This window comes from Peribacillus sp. QJM3NY_7, assembly GCF_056173225.1.
This window is the reverse complement of the sequence record NZ_CM149663.1, coordinates 4,272,825-4,299,040: the sequence shown is the minus strand read 5'-3', so window position 1 is coordinate 4,299,040 and position 26,216 is coordinate 4,272,825. Positions and strand designations below refer to the sequence as shown.

Annotated in this window: 25 protein-coding genes; 19 read left to right on the top strand and 6 right to left on the bottom strand. The window is 42.6% G+C overall.

The window, feature by feature from the left end; genetic code table 11:
- Positions 1–180: 180 nt before the first annotated feature.
- Together AC0VX1_RS20600 and AC0VX1_RS20595 are read right to left on the bottom strand one after the other, a co-directional pair.
- Complete coding sequence (locus tag AC0VX1_RS20600; RefSeq protein WP_475468657.1) at positions 181–942, bottom strand: hypothetical protein; 762 nt, start codon at positions 940–942, stop codon at positions 181–183.
- Positions 943–1,091: 149 nt separating this feature from the next.
- Entirely contained in the window at positions 1,092–1,874 is a 783-nt protein-coding gene (locus AC0VX1_RS20595; RefSeq protein WP_475468655.1) for a hypothetical protein, read from the bottom strand.
- Between the two features lie 763 nt (positions 1,875–2,637).
- On the opposite strand from AC0VX1_RS20595, the gene AC0VX1_RS20590 reads away from it, so the two are divergent.
- Both AC0VX1_RS20590 and AC0VX1_RS20585 read left to right on the top strand, forming a co-directional pair.
- Positions 2,638–2,817, top strand: coding sequence for a DUF4083 domain-containing protein (locus tag AC0VX1_RS20590; RefSeq protein ID WP_268564361.1), 180 nt, complete (start codon positions 2,638–2,640; stop codon positions 2,815–2,817).
- A 571-nt stretch (positions 2,818–3,388) separates the two neighbouring features.
- A complete protein-coding gene (locus tag AC0VX1_RS20585) occupies positions 3,389–3,565 on the top strand; it encodes a YjcZ family sporulation protein (protein WP_244645179.1) in 177 nt (58 codons plus the stop codon).
- 61 nt (positions 3,566–3,626) lie between these two features.
- On the opposite strand, the gene mleCBF is transcribed toward AC0VX1_RS20585, so the two are convergent.
- Together mleCBF and AC0VX1_RS20575 are read right to left on the bottom strand one after the other, a co-directional pair.
- Complete coding sequence (gene mleCBF, locus AC0VX1_RS20580) at positions 3,627–4,469, bottom strand: CBF family alpha/beta fold macrolide esterase (RefSeq protein WP_475468652.1); 843 nt, start codon at positions 4,467–4,469, stop codon at positions 3,627–3,629.
- A gap of 289 nt (positions 4,470–4,758) precedes the next feature.
- On the bottom strand, positions 4,759–5,535 hold the full coding sequence (locus AC0VX1_RS20575; RefSeq protein ID WP_475468650.1) for a 3-hydroxybutyrate dehydrogenase: 777 nt from the start codon (positions 5,533–5,535) through the stop codon (positions 4,759–4,761).
- 255 nt (positions 5,536–5,790) lie between these two features.
- Between AC0VX1_RS20575 and AC0VX1_RS20570 the strand changes: the two genes are divergently transcribed.
- The 7 genes from AC0VX1_RS20570 to AC0VX1_RS20540 all read left to right on the top strand — a co-directional run bounded on the left by AC0VX1_RS20570 (position 5,791) and on the right by AC0VX1_RS20540 (position 14,422).
- The gene (locus tag AC0VX1_RS20570) at positions 5,791–6,738 is read left to right on the top strand and encodes a 3-hydroxyacyl-CoA dehydrogenase family protein (RefSeq protein ID WP_413022717.1); all 948 of its coding nucleotides are present in this window, start codon (positions 5,791–5,793) and stop codon (positions 6,736–6,738) included.
- Positions 6,735–7,910: an acetyl-CoA C-acetyltransferase gene (locus tag AC0VX1_RS20565; RefSeq protein WP_278088685.1), complete on the top strand. Its 1,176-nt coding sequence runs from the start codon at positions 6,735–6,737 to the stop codon at positions 7,908–7,910. The genes AC0VX1_RS20570 and AC0VX1_RS20565 overlap by 4 nt, the downstream gene beginning before the upstream one ends.
- 64 nt (positions 7,911–7,974) lie before the next feature.
- On the top strand, positions 7,975–9,645 hold the full coding sequence (locus AC0VX1_RS20560) for a sigma-54 interaction domain-containing protein (protein ID WP_475468647.1): 1,671 nt from the start codon (positions 7,975–7,977) through the stop codon (positions 9,643–9,645).
- A 619-nt stretch (positions 9,646–10,264) separates the two neighbouring features.
- Positions 10,265–11,650 (top strand): GntP family permease, encoded by a 1,386-nt coding sequence (locus tag AC0VX1_RS20555; protein ID WP_475468645.1) that lies wholly within the window; start codon positions 10,265–10,267, stop codon positions 11,648–11,650.
- A 32-nt stretch (positions 11,651–11,682) separates the two neighbouring features.
- The gene (locus tag AC0VX1_RS20550; RefSeq protein ID WP_034309718.1) at positions 11,683–12,378 is read left to right on the top strand and encodes a CoA transferase subunit A; all 696 of its coding nucleotides are present in this window, start codon (positions 11,683–11,685) and stop codon (positions 12,376–12,378) included.
- A gap of 16 nt (positions 12,379–12,394) precedes the next feature.
- The gene (locus tag AC0VX1_RS20545; protein ID WP_475468643.1) at positions 12,395–13,042 is read left to right on the top strand and encodes a 3-oxoacid CoA-transferase subunit B; all 648 of its coding nucleotides are present in this window, start codon (positions 12,395–12,397) and stop codon (positions 13,040–13,042) included.
- A 477-nt stretch (positions 13,043–13,519) separates the two neighbouring features.
- Positions 13,520–14,422, top strand: a complete 903-nt coding sequence (locus AC0VX1_RS20540; protein WP_475468641.1) for a peptidoglycan-binding protein — start codon at positions 13,520–13,522, stop codon at positions 14,420–14,422.
- Between the two features lie 81 nt (positions 14,423–14,503).
- On the opposite strand, the gene AC0VX1_RS20535 is transcribed toward AC0VX1_RS20540, so the two are convergent.
- Complete coding sequence (locus AC0VX1_RS20535; protein WP_475468639.1) at positions 14,504–15,352, bottom strand: HAD-IIB family hydrolase; 849 nt, start codon at positions 15,350–15,352, stop codon at positions 14,504–14,506.
- A 138-nt stretch (positions 15,353–15,490) separates the two neighbouring features.
- On the opposite strand from AC0VX1_RS20535, the gene AC0VX1_RS20530 reads away from it, so the two are divergent.
- The gene (locus tag AC0VX1_RS20530; protein WP_475468637.1) at positions 15,491–16,480 is read left to right on the top strand and encodes a LacI family DNA-binding transcriptional regulator; all 990 of its coding nucleotides are present in this window, start codon (positions 15,491–15,493) and stop codon (positions 16,478–16,480) included.
- A gap of 220 nt (positions 16,481–16,700) precedes the next feature.
- On the opposite strand, the gene AC0VX1_RS20525 is transcribed toward AC0VX1_RS20530, so the two are convergent.
- A complete protein-coding gene (locus tag AC0VX1_RS20525) occupies positions 16,701–17,186 on the bottom strand; it encodes a GNAT family N-acetyltransferase (RefSeq protein WP_475468635.1) in 486 nt (161 codons plus the stop codon).
- A 186-nt stretch (positions 17,187–17,372) separates the two neighbouring features.
- Between AC0VX1_RS20525 and AC0VX1_RS20520 the strand changes: the two genes are divergently transcribed.
- The 9 genes from AC0VX1_RS20520 to AC0VX1_RS20480 all read left to right on the top strand — a co-directional run bounded on the left by AC0VX1_RS20520 (position 17,373) and on the right by AC0VX1_RS20480 (position 26,216).
- Positions 17,373–18,854 (top strand): sigma-54 interaction domain-containing protein, encoded by a 1,482-nt coding sequence (locus AC0VX1_RS20520; RefSeq protein ID WP_475468633.1) that lies wholly within the window; start codon positions 17,373–17,375, stop codon positions 18,852–18,854.
- 506 nt (positions 18,855–19,360) lie between these two features.
- A complete protein-coding gene (gene kamA / locus AC0VX1_RS20515; protein ID WP_413022753.1) occupies positions 19,361–20,797 on the top strand; it encodes a lysine 2,3-aminomutase in 1,437 nt (478 codons plus the stop codon).
- Between the two features lie 2 nt (positions 20,798–20,799).
- Positions 20,800–21,066 carry a YokU family protein gene (locus tag AC0VX1_RS20510; protein WP_048688594.1) on the top strand — a complete coding sequence of 89 codons (267 nt, stop codon included), beginning with the start codon at positions 20,800–20,802 and terminating at the stop codon, positions 21,064–21,066.
- 65 nt (positions 21,067–21,131) lie between these two features.
- The gene (gene ablB / locus AC0VX1_RS20505) at positions 21,132–21,995 is read left to right on the top strand and encodes a putative beta-lysine N-acetyltransferase (protein WP_268564373.1); all 864 of its coding nucleotides are present in this window, start codon (positions 21,132–21,134) and stop codon (positions 21,993–21,995) included.
- A gap of 12 nt (positions 21,996–22,007) precedes the next feature.
- On the top strand, positions 22,008–22,247 hold the full coding sequence (locus AC0VX1_RS20500) for a ferredoxin (protein WP_063575319.1): 240 nt from the start codon (positions 22,008–22,010) through the stop codon (positions 22,245–22,247).
- 44 nt (positions 22,248–22,291) lie between these two features.
- Positions 22,292–23,659, top strand: coding sequence for an aspartate aminotransferase family protein (locus tag AC0VX1_RS20495; protein WP_475468630.1), 1,368 nt, complete (start codon positions 22,292–22,294; stop codon positions 23,657–23,659).
- Between the two features lie 10 nt (positions 23,660–23,669).
- A complete protein-coding gene (locus tag AC0VX1_RS20490; protein ID WP_434167700.1) occupies positions 23,670–24,368 on the top strand; it encodes a CoA transferase subunit A in 699 nt (232 codons plus the stop codon).
- Positions 24,353–25,015 carry a 3-oxoacid CoA-transferase subunit B gene (locus AC0VX1_RS20485; RefSeq protein ID WP_475468628.1) on the top strand — a complete coding sequence of 221 codons (663 nt, stop codon included), beginning with the start codon at positions 24,353–24,355 and terminating at the stop codon, positions 25,013–25,015. Before AC0VX1_RS20490 ends, AC0VX1_RS20485 begins: the two co-directional genes overlap by 16 nt.
- A gap of 19 nt (positions 25,016–25,034) precedes the next feature.
- Positions 25,035–26,216: a thiolase family protein gene (locus AC0VX1_RS20480; RefSeq protein WP_475468627.1), complete on the top strand. Its 1,182-nt coding sequence runs from the start codon at positions 25,035–25,037 to the stop codon at positions 26,214–26,216.

The window sequence follows — 26,216 nt, the reverse complement described above, 5'->3', positions numbered from 1 at the left end:
TTAAAGGATATAGTCGATTCTCTTGAAGATGAACGGACAGGATAGTTAAGCAGCAAGCGAATCATAAATCATATTTTCCAAGGTGGCGCAAAATGAGACTGACGATGGGGATGTATTTGTTTCGGAAATGTGATAAAGGGCAACAGAATGAGTACTCAAAACATGTGAGGTTGACATGCCTCATCTTTTGGGAACAAAAAAAAGTACTTTGATAATTAAGGTATCAAAGTACTTTTCATTTAACAAACTACCAATTCCATGACATATGACACCCAAAGTCAACATGGCATTTATTCTGCTTACAACAATGATCGTAATGCTCATTATCGCAGCGTTTTTTCTTCTTACAATCATGATGCTCATTATCGCAGCGTTTTTTCTTCTTACAATCGTAATGCTCATTACCGCAGCGTTTTTTCTTCTTACAATCGCAATGCTCATTATCGCAGCGTTTTTTCTTCTTACAATCGCAATGCTCATTATCGCAGCGTTTTTTCTTCTTACAATCGCAATGCTCATTATCGCAGCGTTTTTTCTTCTTACAATCGCAATGCTCATTGTCGCAGCGTTTTTTCTTCTTACAATCGCAATGCTCATCATCGCAGCGTTTTTTCTTTTTACAATCGCAATGCTCATCATCGCAGCGTTTTTTCTTCTTACAATCGCAATGCTCATCATCGCAGCGTTTTTTCTTCTTACAGTAATCGTGATGCTCATTGTCGCAGCATTTCTCCTGCTTCCAACAATGATCGTGATGCTCATTGTCGCAGCATTTCTCCTGCTTCCAACAATGATCGTGATGCTCATTGTCGCAGCATTTTTCCTGCTTCCAACAATGATCGTGATGCTCATTGTCGCAGCATTTTTCCTGCTTCCAACAATGATCGTGATGCTCATTATCACAGCATTTCTCCTGCTTCCAACAATGATCGTGATGCTCATTATCGTAGTGTTTCTTCTTACAACAATCCTCGTAATAAGACATGGAAATGTCACTCCTTTCTATCTTTTAAAATATGAATAAAGGCAAAGCCTTCTCTATTTAGAGAGGGCTTTGCTAGTCAAGATTAAAAACTAATCAACACCGTTATTTACGGAGCAGGAAGAGTATTAGTTGTTGGAGTAGTTGTAGTTTCACAACGACGTTCATTTACGTCGCAAATACCACCGTGTTTATCTACAATAACTTGTCGAGTCACTGTAATTGTAGTGCGTAGTACAATCTTGACTAAAATAGCATTGGCAGTAATAAGTCCTGTAGGGCCGATGACTGGAACGCCTGGTTGAGCAAAGATCCCTTCTATTGTTAATGGGGGTTCTACTATCATATCCTCAGGGCAGGCACCTGGAAAATCTGTATGCTCCTGGAATGGTAAACTAGTTGATAGTACGGCTGTTAAAACAGGAGTGGTTGTTCCTGGTGCCGTAAACGTTACCGTAACAGTTACAGGAATAAGCCCGATGTTAACAACTTTGTCCCTAATAATTGTCGTGTTACGGGTAATACCAGCTAGATTCGGTACAACAGATACCGAAACAATAGTGGATCCAGCTGGTATAGCAGGAGCAAACGCGGTAAAAGGAAGTGTTGCTTCTGCAACCTTTTGTACCGCTTTTGAGCCTACAACTGAATTGACTAGGACACAGTCGCTGTTTAATGGTGCAGCGAGCTCGCGTGCTGGAGCTCTAAAATTGCAATTGCAAGCAGAAGCGTCTTGAGACTTACAAACCTTACATGGTTTTTTAAATTTTGAATGACGATCAAATCTTGAATCATCACCGAATCTTGAATCACTCCCAAAACCCCAATCGCTGTCGGAACATGCAGAACCCCAGTTGCTGTGCATTGAATTATTTTTACCGAAATTTCCCATGAAATCTCAATCCTTTCTTGTAACTATTTTTATTTTCGAAAATGAAATGGAGTGTAGTATCAAACCGTACTAACCACTGCCAAAGTTATTTTCGAGTAGTTACAAAATATAGTATTAATAAAATAAGGTAATTGCTTGGACAGGTTGCTTATATTTGCGGACAAGACGTAAATATTTATCGGGCTTACACTTATATAATTTGGCATTAGAGGAAGTATGGAACGCGAGTAAAGAAATGGACCGAATATAAAGGGAAGCAAAAAGCTAAGTGATGCCAGCGAAAATATAGATAAACCCAAAAAGGACTTCTTTGCTCGCTTTTTACAAAAAGTGAACAAAGAAGTCCTAGGCTCTTTTTAAGGCGTCTGAAATTTCGTTTTTAAATTCATGAGGTTTATAGAGGGGGAATTATTACTTTTATATATTGTTATTTCTTTTGAATACTAAGTGCCAGGGGAGCAAGACAGCCGAGGTATTATGGACTGTGCGCGTATGCTATAATTATCCAAAAAAGGAGAAATATTTATGTCGGCGTTAATTATATCAATATATATAACTATTATGCTTGTATCGCTCTTTACCTTCGCTGGGCCTTATTCGCCATTGGTGGGACTTGCAGTCGGTATCCCTATACATATCCTAATAGTACTTACACAAATATATAAAGAAATAAAAGTGATATCTAAAAAACTATAGTAATAGTTTTTGTCAACTCTATGTCCTGTTTATTAGATATAAGAAAAAAGGAAAGGAGTGGGGTTCTTTGGGTATAAATATAGGTGATTTAGTATATCAACTTATTATGTTTATTTTGTTGCTTGGTATGATTTTTGCAGTTTACTTTTTTGTTCGTTCTCTTCTTGCAAGGTCAAACAAATCCAATAGTATAGAACAAAAACTTGATAGAGTAATTGAGCTGCTTGAAAAGGATAAAAGAGAGTAATTTCTTTTTATCCTTTTCATTTTTTTGTTTTCTGGTTAGGTCCATAAGAAGCCGAATATAACTTAGTTGCTGAATTTATCTCAATGAATTTTCCATAATCGTTTCTGGTTATCTGGAGTGGAATTTTAATTATTATTGTCGCAGATATATTCCGATTTTCGCACATATAACTGGAGTTTCGCAGATATATTCCTATTTTCGAAGATATAATTGGTTTTCCGGTGTAGTTGAAACAAGTATGATTGTCAACAGAACAGCCATGAAAAAAACAAGAATATATGAATTTCCTTTTATCATAAATACCTCGGACCTTTTTACCTTGATTGTACAATAAGCTTGAATTAGTGGAAATTGGATGTCGCAAACAATCATTAATTTCAATAAGGTGTCAGGCGGAGCTGTATGAAATCTCCAAACAGTGAAAATAGGGCTGATAAACTGTTAATTTTTAGGTCGTGCGGGTGGTTGAAAAAAGTTTTTGGTGATTTTTGTGTCATTATCCTATTTAGAACATAAGTTGAATTAACCCATTTAATTTCTTCCTCCTAAAACAAATAAGGAGATGTTTCTATTGTCAAATTGTGGTCATGAATCAAGTTGTGGTAACGATATCGGTGGATTTGGTGGCGGTTTCGCTTTTATAGTCGTATTGTTTATCCTCTTAATCATCGTTGGAGCTGCTTGTTTCGGCGGAGATAGAGGTAACGATTGCTGTTATCCCGTTCAAGGATATGGCGGTTTCTGCTAACAAATGTATAAAGAAAAGCCGACCTTTATTGGTCGGCTTCCTTTATGCAAACTTATTTTAATTATCGCGAAGTAAGCTTTATGACTGATTCGATAATCATATCCCAGTCGTCACTATGGATTTCATGCCCTGATCCATCAAGTGTCATTAATTCAGCTTGAGGGATGGCTTTCGCAAGAGCAAGTCCGTGCTCGTATGGCAAGGCTGGATCTTCTGTGCCGTGGATGATGAGGACAGGTACGGAAATCTCACCCATTCGATCGAAATATTCATCTCCTCCAGCAAGCATGGCATGATTGAATCTGCTCGGTAGGTGCTTGGCACGGTCTGCTTCTCTCTTTGCCAGTTTATGCATTCTTTCCTGCTCATAGGGTTTAGAACCGGCTAAAGTTTTCCATCCATCCGCAAGATAAGCGATGACCGTCTCCCGATTTGACCAATCAATGGAAGCGCTTTTTGCATGATGATCCAATATGCTCTGATCCATTGGAGGCAGTTTTTCCATTACAGTCCCGAACACGCTTGAAGCAATTAGCGTAAGCGTATTTACGCGTTCCGGATATCTTAAGGTAAGAATCTGTCCGATCATACCGCCTAGGGACATCCCAACGATAGAAGCACGTTCTATGGAATAAGCGTCCAGGACACCCGCGGCATCGTCAGCCAAATCCGTTATTGTATAGTTGGAGGTACCGGGTTCATAAACGGTAGACCGTCCCAAATCCCGATGGTCGTAGCGAATCACAAATCTCCCCGAATCGGCAAGGCGGAGACAGAAATCATCATCCCACCAATCTAATGAAGACATCGCTCCCATGATCAAAAGCACGGCAGGGTCCTTAGGGTTTCCAAAACTTTCAGTACATATATCGACTTTATTGATTTTCAGTATCTGTTCACTCATGTTTTTTACCTCCGTATTAAATATTATCCAATAGCCGTTACGATGGCGCAGATCAATATATTCTTTCCGGAGCATGATGATTGGCCTGCGCTTTTCATTATCGCAGTCTAACCCACTTAATAATCATGACGCGGCCTCCTTTTAATAGTTGTAAAATGGGAGGTATCCCTATATTACTTTAACATGGGGGATATCTTTTCGTCACCAAATTTTCCCACATTCCCATACAGAAAACCCCGAATACAGAGCACTTTTTGGTGCCGTTTATTCGGGGTTTTTAACATGCATTTTATTGGGCGGTATATCCGCCATCTAATACGACTGCCTGGCCTGTGATGCCCCGGGCTTTTTCGCTTGCAAGGAAAATGGCGTAGTCGGCTATTTCACTTACATCGAGTAAGCGGTTTTGTGGGACAAGTGGATAGATGACCTCTTCCAAAACGCTTTCTAACGGTACCTGTCTTGTTTTTGCCAGGTCCTCCAATTGACCGCGGACGAGAGGCGTGTCTACGTATCCTGGGCAAAGGGCATTGACGGTTATGCCAAAAGAGGCGCTTTCCAGGGCAGCGACTTTCGTCAAGCCGATTACACCGTGTTTGGCACTATTGTATGCGGCTTTGTTGGCGAATCCAATCAGGCCGTTAATGGAAGAGATGTTGATGATTCTGCCGAAGCCTTGTTCTTTCATGATTGGCAAAACGTTCTTAATTGAAATGAATGGCGCGGTCAGCATGATTTTGATCATCAGTTCGAATTTTTCAGTTGGAAACTCTTCAATTGGTGCAACATGCTGAAGGCCGGCGTTATTGATGAAAATATCGATTCGTCCATATTTGTCTTTAGCTTGTTTGATTAGTTGGATAATATCCTCTTCACTTGTTACGTCAGCTTTTAAGCCGATAACCTCCAAGCCGTTGTTCCTTAGGTCCAGAGCAGCTTTTTCAACTGTGTTTTGATCAAGGTCGGACAAAACGACCTTTGCTCCATTTTCAGCAAATATCTTTCCGATCTCATAGCCGATTCCTCTAGCAGATCCGGTAATTATCGCCACTTTATCTTTAACCATATTACATTCCTCCAATAAAAAATGTAATGGTCCAAGTCTGTCATTTTATGTCGTGAACAGGGAAGTATTCCATAGAGTAAACTCTTGGAAATATTAAGGGAAGGGTATAAAAATATGGTTTAGGTTAATGAGTAAGAGTCTATCATGATTTTCAAGATAAAAAAAGAATTTTATTTCCCCTTATCATTGGCATGGATATTGCATATATAAAAAGGTGAGTAAATAAAGGTAATTGAAACGGAAAGGGGAAGCTGGATGATTAAAAAAATAGCCATTATCGGTTCAGGTGTAATGGGTAGTGGGATCGCTCAGTCTTTTGCAGTTAGCGGGTATTTCGTCACCATTAACGATATAAAGGAAGAGCTGCTATACCATGCCCAAAATCGAATTTCTGAGAATCTATCATTGCTCATCGAGGAAGGGGCTTTGACTGATCGGGAAGAGCAAGGTGCATTAGCGAATATTACATACAGCGTGGACTTGGAAGGGGCAGTAAGGGATGCTGATTTTATCATTGAGGCGATTCCGGAAGTCATCGAGCTGAAATTAAATCTATATCAGCAACTGGAGGAAATAATCAAACCGGATGCCATTGTTGCTTCAAATACATCGACCTTTCCGATTTCCCAATTGATGGAGAAGGCCTCGTTTGCGGAGCGAATGGTCATCACGCATTTCTTTAATCCTGGCCATTTGGTTCCATTGGTTGAAATTGTTCAGCATGACGAAACGAAGCCGGAAATCGTCAAGACAACCATGGATTTAATGCGTAAAATCGGCAAGTCTCCGATTCTCTTGAAAAAAGAAATAGCAGGGTTCATTGCCAATCGTCTCCAGACTGCCTTGATGCGTGAAGCCTTTTATCTATTAAAAGAGGGCGTTGCCGATGCCGAGGATATCGATACGGCGATAACGGCTGGACCAGGTTTTCGCTGGGCATTTACCGGGCCGATCGAGATTGCCGATTTTGGCGGACTTGATACATGGCAGCGTGTTTTCGATAATGTTTCACCGGTATTGGACCAGAGTAAGGAAGCTCCTGATTTGATTCGTGATTTGGTGGCTGAGGGAAAGCTTGGGACGAAGTCGGGAGAAGGCATTTTTACGTATGAAGAATCTACCGTTTCTCAAAAAATCAATGAGAGGGACCGTAATTTTATTAAACTGGGAAAATTAAAAATGGAGAAGGAGGAAGTATTATGAGAGAAGTGGTGATTGTAGGCGCAGCAAGAACACCGGTTGGTGCGTTTGGAGGCAGTCTTGCCAATGTTTCGGCGGTTGACTTGGGAGTCGTGGCAGCTAAGGAAGCGATTAAGCGGGCAAATATTTCGGCTGACATGATCGATGAGGTATTGGTTGGGAATATTCTATCTGCTGGATTAGGGCAAAATGTGGCACGTCAGGTTGCGATTCATGCAGGGATTCCGGAAACAACGCCGGCCATGGCCATTAATAAACTTTGCGGATCTGGCCTCCGTACGGTCATAATGGGAGCTCAATTCATTGCCCTTGGTGATGCGGATGTGATTCTTGCCGGGGGGATTGAAAGCATGAGCAATGCTCCGTATTTACTTCCAAATTATCGTTTTGGGCAGAAAATGGGCAATGCTGAAGCGGTCGATTCCATGACATATGACGCCTTAACGGATGTTTTTAATCAATATCATATGGGCGTGACAGCGGAGAATATCGCCGAGCAGTGGGGAATCAGCCGTGAAAAGCAGGATGAATTTGCTTTAGAAAGCCAAATGAAGGCTGAAAAGGCGCAGCTTGAAGGACGATTTGCAGAGGAAATCGCACCTGTTGAATATAAACGCAGAGGAAAGACGATTTTGGTGGAACAAGATGAACACCCGCGTCATGGGCTGACGATAGACCAGCTAACGAAGCTGCGTCCTGCATTTAAGGAAAATGGAACGGTTACGGCAGGTAATGCCTCCGGAATCAATGATGGGGGTGCGATGTTAGTCCTGATGTCTAAAGAAAAAGCAGACGAGCTGGGACTGGAAGCATTAGCGACAATCAAGTCATATGCAAACGCTGCGCTTGATCCGAAAATCATGGGATACGGTCCGGTGCCTGCGACAAGGAAAGCTTTGGAAAAAGCGGGATTGACAATAGATGATATTGAATTGATGGAAGTGAATGAAGCCTTTGCGGCACAGTCACTCGCCGTGCTTAAGGACCTTGAACTGAAGCCGGAGAAAGTGAATGTGAATGGCGGGGCGATTGCCCTGGGTCATCCGGTAGGCGCTTCCGGTGCCCGCATCTTAGTGACTTTATTGTATGAAATGAAGCGCCGGGATGCAAAAACAGGCCTTGCCACCTTATGTATCGGCGGCGGACAGGGAACTGCGCTGATTGTGGAACGGTAATGACTTGGCCTCATTTTCCTATGATATAATGGAGGAAACTTCAGACGGGTTAAGGAGAAGAGGAATGGCCAGCGATAATGAAACGATTCAATTGGAATTAGTGAAAGCGATATTGGAAGAATTGCCTTTTGGTGTTTTGGTAACGAAAAACGAAAAAGAAATCGTTCTATGCAATCGCGTATTATCCGAGGCTTTTGCCGGGAATCAATTTGATCGGCAAATACATTTGATTTTAGAAAAAAACCTTGTACCAGCTGTAAATACTCCGATCCGTTTGAATGAGAATAATGGGATTGTCAGAAAAGCCATCATTCAAATGGGTAATGAGGAGTATCAGATTTACCTCCTATTATTTACAAATAATAAAAGTGATTTTCTTAATATCGATAATCATGAAGAACTTCTGTTTAAGGATATTATCGAGTTTGCCTATGACGGCTTGGTGATGGTCGATACGGAAGGGTATGTCCAAATGCTGAGCCATGCTTATGCGGATTTTCTTGGGGTCGATCAGGAAAGCTCCATAGGGAAACATGTAACGGAGGTCATTGAAAACACCCGTATGCATGTGGTCGCCAAAACTGGCAAGCAAGAGGTCGCTGAATTACAAAAAATTAAAGATAATTATATAATTGCGACCCGTTCCCCGATAAGGAAACAAGGCAAGTTAATAGGGGCGGTCGGGAAGATTCTTTTTAAGAATGTCGGGCAATTCACCGCTCTTTCCAAGCGGATAAATTCTCTTGAAGTAGAGCTGAAAAAGTACAAAGGCGATTTTCGCGAGAGAAATAAGGCCTCATATACGTTTGATCATTTGATGGGAAGAAGCCCGGCTTTCATGGAAGTGAAAGGTCAGGCCAAAATTGCCGCTAAAAGCGACTCGAATGTATTGATTTTGGGTGAAAGCGGAACAGGTAAGGAGCTGTTTGCCCATTCCATTCATAATGACAGCAGACGGGCCATGGGTGTGTTTGTCAAAGTGAACTGTGCCGCCATCCCGGCGGAACTGCTGGAGTCAGAGCTATTTGGCTATGAAGAGGGTTCTTTCACTGGTGCAAAAAAAGGCGGAAAAGCAGGTAAGTTCGAAGCGGCTGAAGGTGGTACGATTTTTCTGGATGAAATCGGTGAGCTGCCACTGCATATGCAGGTGAAGCTGCTCCGTGTTTTACAAGAGAAAGAGATTGAGAGGGTCGGTTCGACGGGAAGCATTCCGATTGATGTACGGGTAATCGCTGCAACGAACCGTAATCTGGAGGAAATGGTCTCGAAAGGGGAGTTCCGGCTTGATATGTATTACCGATTGAAGGTCCTGCAAATCCATGTTCCTTCCTTAAGGGAGCGACCGGAGGACATTGAAATACTGGTAAATCATCTTGTTGAAAAGTACCAGAATCTCATGAAGAAACGCGTAAGAGGGATGAGCGATCAAGCATTGCGCCTGCTTCGCCTTTATAAATGGCCGGGGAATATTCGCGAGTTGGAGAATATCATTGAACGGGCAATGAATATAGTTGAAGAAGGGGAAATGATACGTTCCAAGCATCTCCCTGAAGAAATAACGGGTCATAAAGAAGCCGTCTCGATCCGCACCTTGGCTGAAGTAATGGATGAAACCGAACGGGCGGCGATCGTTTCCTGTTTGGAAATGACTTCCGGCAATAAATCAGAAACGGCAAAGAGACTCGGAGTGAGCCGAACAACACTGTATGAAAAAATGAATAAATATGGTTTATGATTGAAGAAAGGACCCTTTTGCCAAAGGGGTCAGACTGCAGGCAAATTCGAAGGAAATCGAGTTTGCCTGCAGTTTTTTTATTTTTAAAACGTGCAAGATGCTTTCAGAAGTCCGCTCCCTTTCCGCCAGATGTAAGCGAATGCCTGAATCCCCCTCCCCAAGCTTTTACTAGCAAATATTTGCGTGTGTTAGGAAATCCGTACATAAAACGAAAGGGAATTTAAAAGTTGTAAGAAAAGTCTTACACTTTTTTGGAGTTTATCTTTGTGTGTACTGAAACCTTTACAGTTTTAAGTGAATTTAGAGAAGGAAATGTTTGAAAAAGGTTTAAAAGATGAGATTTTTCCATGTATTTAAGTTGGCACAATAATTGCATAATTACTTTAGTGAATGGCCCATCTGTCATTTTATATTGTGTTTCCACGTAAAATGAAAAGGGATTATTGAAAGCGTTCTCAATGTTTAGGGGATATTTAGGGGGATCATTCAGCTTGACTTGGGGAAGGCAGGCTTGAATGGTAAAAGCGGAAAAATTAAAAATATGGAATTTAGGAGATTACTAGTTCTATTTAAGGGCTTCCGAATTATTTGGGGGCAAGGGAGAAAAGGGGGAATTGAATTGGTGATTCAAATTTTAGCCATTGTGGTGGCGCTGGGACTTTTAATCTTTTTAGCCTACCGGGGCTATCCGGTCATTATCATAGCGCCGGTTGTTACTTTACTGGCGGTCATTTTATCCGGCGGACATTTGCTGCCGAGTTATACAGAGACATATATGACGTTTGCGGCTAACTATATAAAAGCGTTCTTTCCGATATTTTTATTAGGGGCCGTATTTGGAAAAGTCATGGAGATGAGCGGTGCAGCTGCATCCATCGCCAAGACCATCGTAAAATCACTAGGCTCCAAGCAGGCCATTCTTGCTGTAGTGCTAGCGTGCTCGGCGCTGACATATGGCGGGGTTTCATTGTTTGTAGTGGCATTCGCCGTTTATCCATTTGCAGCGGCAATTTTTAAAGAAGCAGACATTCCCAAAAGATTATTGCCGGGAACGATTGCACTAGGCGCCTTCACATATACGATGGATGCCCTTCCTGGAACACCTCAGATTCAAAATATCATTCCAACGAATTATTTCGGAACAGATACGTATGCAGCTCCAATCATGGGGATTATTGGCGCGATCATGGTATTCACTGGAGGAATGATCTGGTTAGAGCGTCGCCGTAAACAAGCGGTGGCAAATGGTGAAGGCTACGGGGAAGGACATATCAATGAGCCAGAAAGTGCAGAACAGCAAAACCTGCCTAACTTTTGGCTGTCCATCGTACCGCTCATCCTTGTCGTAGCGTTTAATTTTGCTTTCAGCCGCAGTGCCATTTCGGTTAAGCTTTGGTATGATGCTTCGATGTTGAAGGAAACTTTCAACATTGCCGATGTAAGCACAGTCACTTCATCCTGGTCTTTGATTGTGGCCTTGGCAATCGGCATCATTGCAGCGATGCTTCTGAATGTTGGACGCATCAAGGTCAAATTGGCTAGTGGATTAACAGCTGCGGCAATGGGATCATTGCTTGCCATATTCAATACTGCATCTGAAGTTGGCTTTGGGAATGTGGTGAAAACACTTCCTGGATTCTCGGTCATTCAAAACTGGGTGTTCAATGCAAGCGGTAATCCGCTCGTATCCGAAGCTATTGCCGTCAATGTGCTGGCAGGGATTACCGGATCCGCATCAGGTGGACTTTCGATTGCGCTAGAAGTGATGGGAAGTCACTATTTGCAGGTGGCCCAAAGTGTCGGAATCACCCCGGAAATGCTTCATCGGATAGCATCCATGGCATCTGGCGGAATGGATACGCTGCCGCATAATGGTGCCGTCATTACCTTGCTTGCCATTACTGGACTGACACATCGTCAATCTTACAAGGATATTTTTGCGATTACGATTTTGAAAACAGTGACCGTGTTCATCATAGCTTTTGCAACATCACTGTTTATTTAATAGAATAGTATAAAGAATGGAGATGATGGAAAATGAGTAAATTATTAACATCTTTTGATAGCGCTATTCAACAAATCGAGGATGGAGCGACCATTATCGTAGGCGGGTTCGGATTAAGCGGAATACCAGAGAAACTAATCATTGCTTTGCGTAACAAAGGTGTAAAGGATTTGACGATTGTCAGCAACAATTGCGGAGTCGATGACTGGGGTCTGGGTCTATTGCTTGAAAATAAACAAATCAAAAAAATGATCGCTTCTTATGTTGGGGAAAATAAATTATTTGAACAGCAATTTTTAAGTGGCGAGCTGGAGGTCGAACTAGTTCCCCAAGGAACGCTGGCCGAGCGTTTAAGAGCGGGCGGAGCGGGAATTCCTGCCTTTTATACAGCTACAGGGGTAGGGACGGAAGTCGCAAAAGGTAAAGAACATAAAGAGTTTGATGGCCGCACATACATTATGGAAAAAGGAATAGTAGGAGATTTTGCCTTTGTAAAAGCCTGGAAAGCAGATCATTTCGGTAATCTTGTATATCGGAAAACGGCAAGGAATTTTAACCCTGTCGTTGCCACCGCAGGGAAAGTCACGCTTGTCGAAGTGGAGGAGCTCGTGGGCACAGGGGAGCTCGATCCGGATGAAATTCATACTTCAGGGGTTTATGTACAAAAAGTGCTTGTAGGAAATGACTATGAAAAACGAATTGAAAGACTTACAACTGCTAACGCATAAAAAGGAGGAGTATCGAATGACTAGACAACTAATTTTAGAACGGGCCGTTAAAGAAATCAAAGATGGGATGTGTGTGAATTTAGGGATTGGAATGCCGACCTTGATTGCCAACATGATTCCAAATGACTTTAATGTCATGCTTCAATCGGAAAATGGCTTACTCGGAATCGGGCCTTATCCCCAAAAGGATGAAGTTGATCCGGATTTGATCAATGCAGGAAAAGAAACGGTAACGGCAAAAACGGGGGCATCATTTTTTGATAGCGCTGAATCATTCGCAATGATTCGCGGCGGCCACATCGATCTAGCCATTTTAGGCGGGATGGAAGTTTCCGAGAATGGGGACTTGGCAAACTGGATGATCCCTGGGAAGATGGTAAAAGGAATGGGAGGAGCGATGGACCTCGTCCAAGGCTCAAAACGAATTGTTGTCATCATGGACCATGTGAACAAGCATGGGGAATCCAAAGTGAAAAAAAGCTGTACATTGCCATTGACGGGAGAAAAAGTCGTCCATTGCCTGATTACCGAACTGGCCGTTTTTCAATTTACAGACGCTGGCATGGAATTGATTGAATTGCAAAATGGGGTAACACTTGATGAAGTGAAAAGTAAAACAGAGGCTGACTTTACAATAAGCCCCTCTATTGAAATCAAAGCGTAAGGTTAAAAGATTAATAAAATAATACATGATTAGACGGCTTTCATTCGCAAACGGGCGAACGGAAGCCGTCTTTTTTGGGGGGGGGAATTCCCTTTCTATTTGAAGAACGAAAGGCCTTTTCACCACAGTTATCAATACTTGGCAGGCAGTCGGCGGAAAGGGAGCGGATTTCTGAAATCAGCTGGAACGTTTATTAAGAAAAAACTGTAGGCTACTCTGAACTGCCCCGTAAATGTTAGACACCAAACTAACATTTACAGGGTTTTTTTATGGCTAATTTTTCTGCCGAAAAACTGGCTAGCCGGAGACCCCACAGACGCTTGCATCGAGGAGGCTTGGCAGATAGTCGGCGGAAAAAGGAGCGGATAAATAACTTTTCTCTTCTATTCTCTAATAAATGAGAACAAACTTTTCCAACTCTGCTACTTTTCCGTTAAAAAGTCTTATATAAACTTTGATGGGGACTTAAAAGGAGGGATGACAGTGAAAGTAGCATTACGGACATTATTGGAGCGATCAGTGAAAAAGATGGGCAAAGGGATGAATCCTATTGTGATGGCAGCAGCATTGGAAATGGTGGAACGTGCTTATAATGAAGGAATCACTGTACAGATAAGTGCAGGTTACCGCTCTTTGGAAGAGCAAGCCAACCTTTTTGGTCAAGGACGAGTTTACAGCTACAAAGGAAAAAACTATAGTAATCTAGCTAAACCCATTGTGACAACCGCTAAGCCGGGGCAATCCTATCATAATTATGGACTGGCCATTGATTTCTTCATTGTGAGTGAGGATGGCAAGAGGGCGATATGGACAGTCGATTCAAAGTGGCAGCGTGTGGCTGCCATAGGTAAAGAGTTAGGATTTATCTGGGGCGGGGATTGGAGTTCATTCAAGGATTATCCTCATTTGGAGATGACGGGCGGGTTATCCTATAAACAGTTACAAGCAGGAAAAAAACCTCATATTACTTCTCCAAAGACCAGCAAAGGAGATGGGCATATAATGTCCATACAAAAAACGATAAATAGCCGATATAAAACGTCTATTGCCGTAGATGGCGTTTATGGTCCCAAAACCCGCTCGGCCCTTATAAAAGGTTTACAAGCGGAACTGAATAAGCAATTCAATAAAAAGCTAGTTGTCGATGGAAAATGGGGACCTAAAACCAAGACTGCGGTCATCACTATAAAAAAAGGAGCTAGCTGCAATATCACATGGATTCTACAAGCAGCGTTATATATGAAAGGATTTAACCCCGGTACTCTTGACGGAGAATTCGGGAAAAAAACCGAGGCGGCATTATCCAAATACCAGAAAGCAAGCAGGATTTCCGCTGATAAGCTTGCAGGCAAAGTAACATGGAATGAATTGTTTGCTTGATGGAAAATCCATGTCGTTAGCAGAAAGTAAAGCTGTGCAAGAGCGCATCAACTACCTTTTCCTCATTACTTATACTTCCACTTAAATAGTAATGATGGATTGCAAAGTTCTTAATATTCCTTTGGAGTAAGTACCTGTCGCTATTTTAGTATGAGCTTCCTTTGCTTCTTGAGTTGCATTCCCAACAAGGTAACCATGTTTAACACTTTTTAACATGAGCAAATCATTGCCGCTATCCCCGAAAGCAAAGGCATGCTCCCGATTCAGCCCGAATTTGTCTAGCATAAAACGGACAATCTCATTTTTTCCAGTGCCTAATGGAATGAAGTCTATATCATAACTATCTTCAGGATCGCCGGCAAGGGGATTGCAACGATTGATATTTATCCCTATCCCATACTCTTTGGCCACCCTCTGGATGGTAGCTAAATTCTTCTTGTCGACGGATTCCTGTTGTATTTGATAATAATAATTTCTTTTGTAGCGTGAACTTCCCATTTGAGTTTGAGGGATCAATGGTATATTGCCGTTAAGTAGAATATTATAAATTTCATCGACTCTCCCCTTATTAAATTCTTCGATATTAATCTGCGAATGCCAATCTGGATCACTTTCCAAAAAGTTATTTTCCGAGAAATAGGTGATTTCGGTACCTAAGTCGCTGGCAATAAAATGCGGGAAAAACCTGAATCCACCTTGTTCCATTTTATGTAATATTGATTCGATACTACTCCCAGTGACCCAGCCAAAGACAAGTTCTTCATCCATGCTTTTTGCTTCTAAGTAATTTTCAAGCTCATATAAATCTTCCTGTCTCTCGTGACTCATGTAATGAGGATAATTGGTCTCATCGAAATCACAGAATACAATGTATTTTGGGTCTTCAACCTTTGGCAATAACTGAAACCAGCCCTTTTTATTCAAAAACATAACAATCCCTCCATTCGCTAAAAATATAACTTTTTAAAAATACAACTCAGAAAAATTTTGTTAATATATTAGGAACGGTTTAATCATAACTTCTGAAATCGATAACATGTCAACCACATATTACAAGGATGGGATTAAATGACGAGAATTAGCGAGATAGCCAAGATATGTAATGTCTCTAAAACAACAGTATCCAGAGTCTTAAATAATCATCCATATGTATCGAAAGAAAAGAGGGAACAAATCTTAAAGGTCATGGAAGAGCTTGATTATGCACCAAGTTCACTAGCCCGGAATTTTAGGACAAATAAAACCCAAACCATTGCAATATCAGTCCCAAGTTTCGATCATCCATTCTTTGCCCAATTGGTTAAAGGAGTATCTCTAGCAGCCTTGGAAAATGATTATAAAGTTCTCATTTTTCAAACCTTTTATGATGCGAAAAATGAATTGGATGTTATGGGGAAATTAAAGAATAGAGAAGTAGATGGGGTTATTTTAGGAGCGTTAGAAAATGAATGGAATGTAATCAAGCCTTATTTGAAATACGGCCCGATTTTACTGTGTAATGAATACCATCATTCCGCTTCTATACCGATTATTGGATATGACGAATTCGAAGCGACTTACAAAGCGGTTAATCATTTAATAGAAAAAGGCCATAGGAAAATAGGTTTTTGTTACGATACTTCTTATAGTCAGGCTCAGGGTCAAAGAAAAGAAGGATTTATAAAAGCGTTAGCGGATAATAATTTACTGCATAATGACAATTGGGTATTTGGACATGGATTTAATATTGAAGATGGATTCCGTATTTGTGATGAAATAGTAAAATTAAAAGAAAAACCTACTGCCTTATTTACTGGAAATGACCAGGTAGCAGCAGGAATTATTAAAAAGGCAACTGTGTTGGGCTACAAAATACCGGAATGCCTAGCCATAGTTGGTTATGATAATCAATCTATTTGCCAAGTCACAACCCCCACCATAACCACAATCGATATACCGATTATGGAACTGGGACAACGCACTGTAATAGAATTGATAAAATATTTAAATGAAGATTTGAAATTAAAGCGCGACATTATTAAATTGCCTACAGAACTTAAAATCAGAGAATCAACCTAACCTTCATAATGATATAAAAGCTCCTTATTCAGTACATTATCCTTTCAGACAAATACTAAAGAAATTCTAAGGGATGTAATCTGCCCTACCCCGGGAATAATCTGACCAACCCCCAGAATAATTCGACTTTCCCGGGAAATAATTCCCCTAAACCTAACATAATTCGACTTACCACGGAATGATCCTTCTTATACACAAATTCGCTATTCATCTATGAAATTCAATCAAGTTCCAGGCACCAATCATTGCATTGCATAAAGCTTCCTGGCGGGTATTCGAATTCACATTCGGAGATGAGATTGAAGCCGAGCTTGCGGCAAATTGCGTTAGATGCAGGATTAGTGATCGAAGGGAATGCGTGAATGTATTTGTAATTTCGTTCGGCTTTGATTTTCTCCATCAGTGCCATCACGGCATGAGATGCGATTCCTTTTCCTTGAAAGGAAGGGAGGACGCTCCAACCGATTTCGTACACGAATTCATCGTTCCACACTTTTTGCCAGTAGCCAACGGAACCGGCTGCCTTTGCCTCTGGAAACGGGATGATGCTAAACATGCATCCCTTATCACCAATCTGCAGATACCGCTGATGACGCTTCAGGATTTGTTCATTACTTTCTGGTCCGCCAAGATGTTCCATCATTTCTGGGGCATTTAGTTGAAATAGTAATGGAAGGTCTTTATCTTCCCACGGTTTAATTTCCAATCTAGTTTCCGAAATCCGACTCACCCCTAAATATTATATTTTCTTTTATAATCTTCTTGGCTTAATGCGAGATTCCTTTATTTGACCTTATTATTCTATTGCCTTTGTGCTGAAGTTTGATTTTAATAAGAATAAAGAGATGAATGTTTCCCATTAAATGCTATAATTTACAGGTGATTCTATCAAATGGCAGAGAACGGAGATGAAGAAATGAAATCTTCAGTAAATCAGTTTTCCACTCAATTTGAATGGATATTGAATGTGATCAATGTGGGTGTCCATATTGTGAATAAAGATGGGGATACGGTCTTTTACAATGAAATGATGGCGCATATCGACGGGCTGGATCGGGAGCAGGTGCTGGGGGAGAATATTTTTCAGCTTTATCCTTCATTGACAGATGAATCCAGTACGCTGCATGTGGCCTTGGAAAAAGGCAATGAAACGATTGAGTCCATTCAAACATATGTCAATTTAAAGGAGAAAAAAATAACGTCGATCAATAGTACGTATCCTTTGTATGAGGATGGTGAAATTATTGGGGCAGTGGAAATCGCAAAGGATATTACGAAGGTCATGAATATGTATGACCAAATTGTCGATTTGCGTTCCCAGCTGGCCGAGACGCATAGGAAAAATAAGTTTTCTGAAGGGACGGCGACCTATCATTTTAGTGATTTGATTGGCAATAGTCCTGCTTTTAAGCAAGCGATTTCCTTGGCGAAAAAAGCGGCCCGTACACATTCCCCAGTCATGATTTATGGACCAACAGGGACAGGGAAGGAACTGGTCGCGCAAAGTATACATAATGTAAGTGCTCAGCGAAATCAGCCTTTCATCGCGCAAAACTGTGCGGCCGTTCCAAAGGAATTGATGGAGGGGCTGCTGTTCGGCACGACGAAAGGGGCTTTTACCGGAGCGATGGATCGCATGGGCATTTTTGAGCAGGCAAATGGCGGTACTCTTTTCCTTGATGAGCTGAATAGCCTCGACCTCGGTCTGCAGGCAAAATTGCTGAGGGTGCTTCAGGAAGGTGAAGTGCGCCGTGTTGGAGGTTCGAAGGAGCAAAAGATTAATGTGAAAATAATAGCTGCGATGAACATTTCTCCGGAAGAGGCGTTGGAGCGGGGAATCATTCGTTCGGATTTGTTTTTTCGCCTCAATGTCGTAACGGTCCAGATGCCTTCTCTTTCCGAGCGTAAAACGGATATTCCGGAAATCGTCAATCACTTCATTCAAAAATTCAACAAATCATTTTTTACGGAAGTGCGCGGGATCAGTCAAAAGGCGATGCAGCGGCTTCTTCAATATCCATGGCCCGGGAACATTCGTGAACTGGGACATGCCATCGAGTTAACATTTAACGTCATGGACGCTGGGGAAGATATGATTGATGAACATCATCTTCCTGCTTATCTTTTCCCTTCAGGAAATTATGCTGCAGCAAATGCGCAGAGCCAGCCTTCCTCTTTGAAAAACAGGATTGATTTACCTGTCGTTCTTGAAGAAATGGAAAGGGAAATGATCATCAATATGTTCGAGAAATATAACGGGAATATCAGCAAAACGGCAGAAGCCCTCAATATTAAAAGGCAGGGACTGCAATATAAGCTAAACAAGTACGGCATTGAAAAAGTTTATACGGCAGGATCGAAGGAATCCAAGTGAATTCAGTTTTTTTGGAAACGCTGTCACTGTCATATCATGATGTAATCTAAAGAGACTTTCAGAATGTAGACAAGCTCGATGAAAATCGAGTTCGTCTACATTTTTTTGCTTTTACAAATTTGGACGTTGATTGGAACGTAGGGCACTCGCTTTCCGCGGGCGGTCCGCCCTCGGCGCAATTACGCCTGTGGGCTCTCCCTTGGACCCGATATTCCTGCAGGAGTCTCGCACACTCGCTCCAATCAACTATGTTTAAAAATTTGGTTAGAACTCCTTTTGTCTACAAACTGGAGGGCTCTTGTGTAAAGAGAGCCTCTTTTTTTATTGCTTGGCGCAAAGAATCTGGCTGCAAAAAATTATGCGTTATGAAAAATATCTTGCGATTTTAAGCTCGGTTTGCCCCCTTTTGCTTATGTTTTCCTTGTTATTAATGTTGGCATCATTCTTGCGAGAGTATATATATAAGTTCTTACAATAAGGGGGCATTTTAAATGAATTTGATGGGAATGGATGTAAAACATAAAGAATACCTAGGTGGACGCAGGCATTATAATGATATCGAATTGTGGAAGGATGTAACGGAAGATCAGTGGAATGATTGGATCTGGCAATTGACCAATACAATTAAAACACTGGATGATCTGAAAAAGGTCGTCAACTTGACACCGGATGAAGAGGAAGGAGTCCGGATTTCGACTCAAACGATTCCGTTGAACATTACGCCTTATTATGCTTCATTGATGAATCCCGATGATCCTCGCTGTCCGATTCGTTTACAGTCGGTACCGCTTTCGGCAGAAATGAACAAGACTAGATATGATTTGGAGGATCCGCTGCATGAGGATGAGGATTCCCCTGTTCCAGGATTGACGCATCGTTATCCGGATCGCGTTCTATTCCTTGTAACGAACCAATGCTCCATGTACTGCAGATATTGTACGCGACGCCGTTTTTCAGGTCAGGTTGGCATGGGTGTTCCCAAGAAACAGCTTGACGGGGCGATTGAATATATCCGGAACACTCCGGAAGTGAGGGACGTCCTGATCTCTGGCGGTGACGGCCTGTTGATCAATGATAAGATCCTTGAATACGTATTGAGTAACCTGCGCGCCATCCCGCATGTGGAAATCATCCGGATCGGCACACGTGCACCGGTCGTTTTCCCGCAGAGGATTACCGAAAATTTATGTAATATTCTGAAAAAATATCATCCAGTTTGGTTAAATACGCATTTCAATCATTCACTTGAACTGACGGATGAAGCGAAAAAAGCATGTGATATGCTCTCGATGGCAGGCGTGCCGCTTGGTAATCAGGCAGTCATCCTCGCTGGTATCAACGATAGTGTCCATATCATGAAAAAGCTTATGCATGACTGTGTAAAAGCAAGGGTAAGACCTTATTACATTTATCAATGTGATCTATCTGAAGGGATTGGCCATTTCCGGGCGCCGGTTTCAAAAGGACTGGAAATCATTGAAGCGCTGCGGGGCCATACATCAGGATATGCAGTGCCAACCTTTGTGGTGGATGCTCCTGGCGGTGGCGGAAAGATTGCCTTGACTCCGAATTACCTTCTTTCGCAAAGTCCGGATAAAGTCGTTTTACGGAACTTTGAAGGAGTAATCACAAGCTATCCGGAGCCGAAGAATTATGTTGCCGGCAGTGCAGATGCTTACTTTGATGATGTGTATGGTACTGCGGATAGGAAAGAAGCCGTCGGGATTTCCGCGCTTATGACGGACGAGAAATTCAACTTGGTGCCGGAGGGCCTTCGTCGTCTTGACAAGAGAAAAGCGTATGAAAGCACTGATGAACATGCTTCTTTGAAGGATCGCCGTGATAAACGGGATGAAATGAAGGAAAAATTAAGGTTGGCCCAGGAAAAAAAGAATGCCTTGGCCGCTAGTGGCTCGGTGAAATCTGATGGCAAGGAGGAATGAAGATGGACTGCTTATGGTGCAATACCCCAAACGTAGAAGAAAGTGAAAAAAAGGATTGTTACTGGATCATGCCTGACGGGAAACGCTCAATAAAAGTCCTTCAAGTTCCTGCCATAAACTGTCCTGAATGCGGAATCTATGTGTCTGATTCAATGAATCAAAAGGTGGATGAAGCCTTATCCATATATGATGTGAGTGAATATCCTGATGAGTTTACGTATGAACAGCTTCTTCAGGCACCTGTCAAAAAATTATTCAATTGGAAATAGAATGCCGGGAGAAGCGGATGTTAGGCATCTCTTCTCCCGAATTCTTTAAATAAGGGGGATACATGATGCCTGTTCAAAAGCTGCCTTTTTTCACCCAAATGGAAACCGGGGATTGTTATACGATGGAGCTCTATCATGATCATGCCAATCAGCGCTTGCGCATGGATGATTATCGGGGAAATATCAAAAAAGCGATCGATCGGGCCCTTGCCATCGCAAAGGAGCAGGGCTTTACAAAAGTGATACTTAAAGCAAGGAATGAAGATTTATCAGCGGCGTTGGGTCAGGGATTCATGCTGGAAGGAATATTGAGCAAGTATTTCAAAGGGAATGATGCCTATTGCATGGCCTTCTATTTAACGGATGAAAGGCGGACTAGCGACTTTTGGGTCAAGGAAGATAGAGTCATCCAAGATGTAACCAAGGTTTCTAGACCGATTGAATCCCAGCAAATACCTGACGGTTATATCCTCCGGTCTGCTGCGGAGAAAGATGCACAAGAGCTGGCGAAGCTATATGGTGCCATTTTTGAAACCTACCCTACACCGATGAATGATGAACGGTATATCAAGAAAGTGATGGAGGAAGGGACGATCTTTAGTGTTATCGAATATGAAGGAACCATCGTGAGTGCTGCATCCGCTGAAGTGAATGAAATGTATCATAATGCTGAAATAACGGACTGTGCAACAATTCCCCAGCATCGAAAGCATGGTTTCATGAAGGTGCTCATCTCCGCATTGGAACAAGAATTATTCAAGAAAAACATTTATTGCTCATATTCATTGGCCCGATCATTGTCAATGGGCATGAACGCCGTCTTTCATCAGCTGGGTTATGAATATGGAGGGAGATTAACGAAGAATTGCAATATTTGGGATAAGTATGAGGACATGAATATTTGGGGTAAAGATTTATCCCTCAAGTAGGAGGATTTTTCTATGGCTAAATACACATGGGTTGATAAAGAAACGTGCATTGCGTGCGGGGCGTGCGGTTCAACAGGTCCTGAGATTTATGACTATGACGATCAAGGGATCGCTTTCGTCATCTTGGACGATAATCAAGGGATTGCCGAGGTTCCTGAAACCTTGCATGATGACATGCAAGATGCCATGGAAGGCTGCCCTACGGAATCCATCCTGATTCAGGATGAGCCTTTTAGTCTTTTAAGAACGTAATAGATTAATAGATAATGTGTACGAACGTTAAAAGGAGAGATGACATGACACGCAATTATTTGATTAAGCCTACTTTAGATCATGACTATCCCACTATCTCTCATGGGAATGGAATTTATCTTTATGATATAGATGGAAATCAGTATATAGATGGATCATCAGGAGCGGTCACAGCAAGTATTGGCCATGGCGTATTGGATATTGTCGAGGCAATGACGGAGCAGGCCCGCAAAGTTTCTTTTGCATATAGGTCTCATTTTACGAGTGAAGCCGCAGAGGCATTGGCCCAAAAGCTAAGTGAGTTGGCTCCAGGGGATTTGAATTGGTCATTTTTCGTGAATAGTGGATCGGAAGCGACCGAAACTGCGATGAAGATCGCGATTCAACATTGGCAAGAAAAAGGGTTTGAGCGAAAAAACCGCATCGTCTCCAGGTGGACGAGTTATCACGGGATCACGATGGGCGCTTTATCGATGTCCGGCCATGTACCAAGAAGAAAGCGTTTTGTGCCGCTATTGGAGGATTTCCCTAGCATTTCGGCTCCATACTGTTATCGCTGTCCTTATAATAATGAAACTTCCGGATGCAAGCTTCAGTGTGCAAATGAACTGGAGACAGCCATTCAAAGGGTCGGATCCGAGAATATCGCCGCCTTCATCGCAGAACCGATAATCGGAGCATCCGCTGGTGCTGTAACACCGCCGGATGGCTACTATCAAAGGATTAAGGAAATCTGCGAAAACTATGACATTCTTTTTATTGCCGATGAGGTAATGACGGGAATCGGACGGACAGGAAAAATGTTCGCGATGGAACACTGGGGAGTCACTCCGGATATCATCGCATTGGGTAAAGGAATGAGCGCAGGCTATACTCCAATGGCAGCCACAATGGTTACTGACCGTGTCATGGAGCCCATTTTAAAAGGCTCGAAATCAATCATGGCTGGACACACATATAGTGCAAACCCTCTATCTGCTGCCGTTTCATTGGAAGTGCTTTCCTACATTGAGGGAAATGACCTGGTTCAGGCAGCGGAAAAGAAAGGTCAATATCTGTTTAAGAAGCTGCAAGGATTGGCTGAGAAATTCGACATCATTGGTGACGTAAGAGGGAAAGGGCTGCTCCTTGGGCTTGAGTTTGTCTCCGATCGGATTTCAAAAACTCCATTCGACTTGCAAATCGGCCTGACTACAAGGCTTGTCAATAAGGCTTTTGCGAAGGGGTTGTTAATCTATCCTGCTGCAGGTGCGATTGAAGGAATCGCTGGCGATGCGGTTATTTTATCTCCGCCATTAATCATTACGAATGAAGAAATCGACCGCCTCGTCAAGATACTCGAAGCTTCCCTCGATGAGTTGCAGCAAGAATTGTACGCGGAAGGTTTGATTGAGGACATGCAGGCTATTTAGGAGGAACGGTATGAAGCAGGTCATTACGAAGAAAAACAAAATTGTGACCATGGAAGAAGCGCTGGAGCATATTTCCGATGGATGCACACTCATGTATGGCGGATTTGGCGGAGTGGGGACTCCTCCGACACTTGTACAGGGTATCCTTGACAAGGGCGTTAAGGAATTGACGTTGATTGGCAATGATACTGGATTCCCTGACATTGGCATAGGCCGGCTTGTGACTGCTGAAAGGGCAAAGAAAGTGATCGCCTCGCATATCGGATCCAATCCTAATGCCGGCAAGCTCATGACTGAAGGAAAGCTGCAAGTCGAATTTTCACCGCAGGGTACATTAGCCGAACGGATTCGTGCCGGCGGTGTAGGCTTAGGCGGGATTTTTGTCGATGTCGGGATTGGTACGATAGCCGAAGAAGGCAAGGACAAGATTGTGATAGAAGGAAAAGAATATTTGGTGGAAACCGCTTTGACGGCTGAAGTAAGCATCGTCCATGCCAAAAAGGCCGATTCGCTTGGGAATTTAGTGTACGACAAGACTGCATGTAACTTCAATCCGCTCGTAGCGATGGCTGGAGCCTTCACGATTGCGGAAGTGGATGAAATCGTTCCTGCAGGCGAATTGGATCCGGAATGTATTGCCACACCAGGCATTTATGTAGATATGGTGATTCCGACAAAAGGGGTGAATTGGAAATGGGCATGGCAGTAGATCTACGAAATCGAATCGCGAAACGCGCCGCCAAGGAAATTCATGACGGATTGATCGTCAATTTAGGCATCGGCATCCCTACCTTGGTGGCAGATCATATTCCTCAAGATATCCATGTGCTGTTCCATGCGGAAAACGGGGTTCTCGGTACAGGTCCAAGTCCTGATCCCGGTAAAGAAGATCCTGCCCTCTGTAATGCGGGAGGTTTCCCAATCACCACTGTAATGGGCGCTTCATACTTTGACAGTGCAACGGCATTTGGGATGATCAGGAAAGGATACATCGACATCACCATCCTTGGGGCCCTGGAAGTCAGTGAAAAAGGGGATTTGGCGAATTGGATCGTCCCAGGAAAGCGGGTGCCGGGTATGGGGGGGGCAATGGAGCTTGCCCAGAAAGCTAAAAAGGTGATCGTCCTGATGAATCACGTGAATAAGCAGGGTGAATCTAAGATCTTGAAGACATGTACGCTGCCATTGACGGCTAGAAAGAGTGTGGATTTAATCATTACGGATATGGCAGTCATGGAAGTTACTGAAGAGGGATTGGTGCTAAAGGAAGTCATGGCGCCATATACAGTGGATGATGTGCTAAGGAATACAGAGGCATCTTTGAAAATCCATGCTGCCGTCAACACCATTGAATAGGTAAGAGGAGGAAAAAAGCTTGAATGAGGTTGTCATCGTTGCTGGGGCACGAACTGCAGTTGGAACTTTTGGAAAATCACTCAGGAATGTTAAAGCTACCGAATTGGGCCGTCAAGTATTGGAAGGTTTAATGGAGAATTCCGGTTTGGGTAAAGAAAAAGTCAATGAAGTGATTTTCGGACACGGCTATGTCCACGGAGGCGGACTTAACTCGGCACGAATTTCGTCGCAGCTGGCATGTTTCCCATACAGTGTTCCAGGACACGTTGTAATCAAAGCATGTGGATCAGGTTTAAAGGCCATTACCAACGCCGCTTTAACTATCGCTGCTGGTCAAGAAGACGTCATTATTGCCGGCGGAGTAGAGAGCATGAGCAATGTGCCTTATATCGTGAAAAATAGATGGGGCGGTAAATTTGGAAACGTAACGATGGAGGATGCTTTGCTGGCAGATGGATTAATATGTTCCTTGGAAAATGATCATATGGGAATCACTGCCGAGCGCTTGGCTGAAAAATACGGTATCCGTCGTGAAGAACAGGATCAATTTGCTTATCAAAGCCACAAGAAGGCTTGGAAAGCTATAGAAGAGGGTCGCTTTGATAGAGAAATTATTTCGCTTAAAATCAAGGATCGAAAAGGACTTCAAATCTTCAACCATGACGAAGGGGTACGCGAAGACATTCATCTAGATCAACTAGCCAATCTTCAGGCAGTATTCAAAAATGAAGGAACCATTACGGCAGGAAATGCCTGTCCTATGAATGATGGGGCTGCAGCTGTACTTTTAATGTCCAAGCAGCAAGCAGAAGAAAAGGGATTAAAACCGCTCTTGAAAATAAAGGCTTTTGCCAGTGCAGGAGTGGAACCTGGAGTTATGGGGATTGGACCAGTACCCGCTACTCGAAAGGCATTGGAAAAAGCAGGTCTATCTTTACGGGATATCGGACTGATTGAACTTAATGAAGCCTTTGCTGTCCAAGCACTTGCGGTGATCAAGGAGTTAGATTTGAATCCGGATATTGTCAATGTCAATGGGGGGGCAATTGCACTTGGTCACCCTGTAGGAGCAACAGGTGCAAAATTGACAGTCACACTGATGCATGAAATGTTGCGTTCACAAGTTAAGTACGGAATGGTAACGTTGTGTATGGCAGGTGGAATGGGACTTTCAGTAATCTATGAGAATATGTGTATTTAA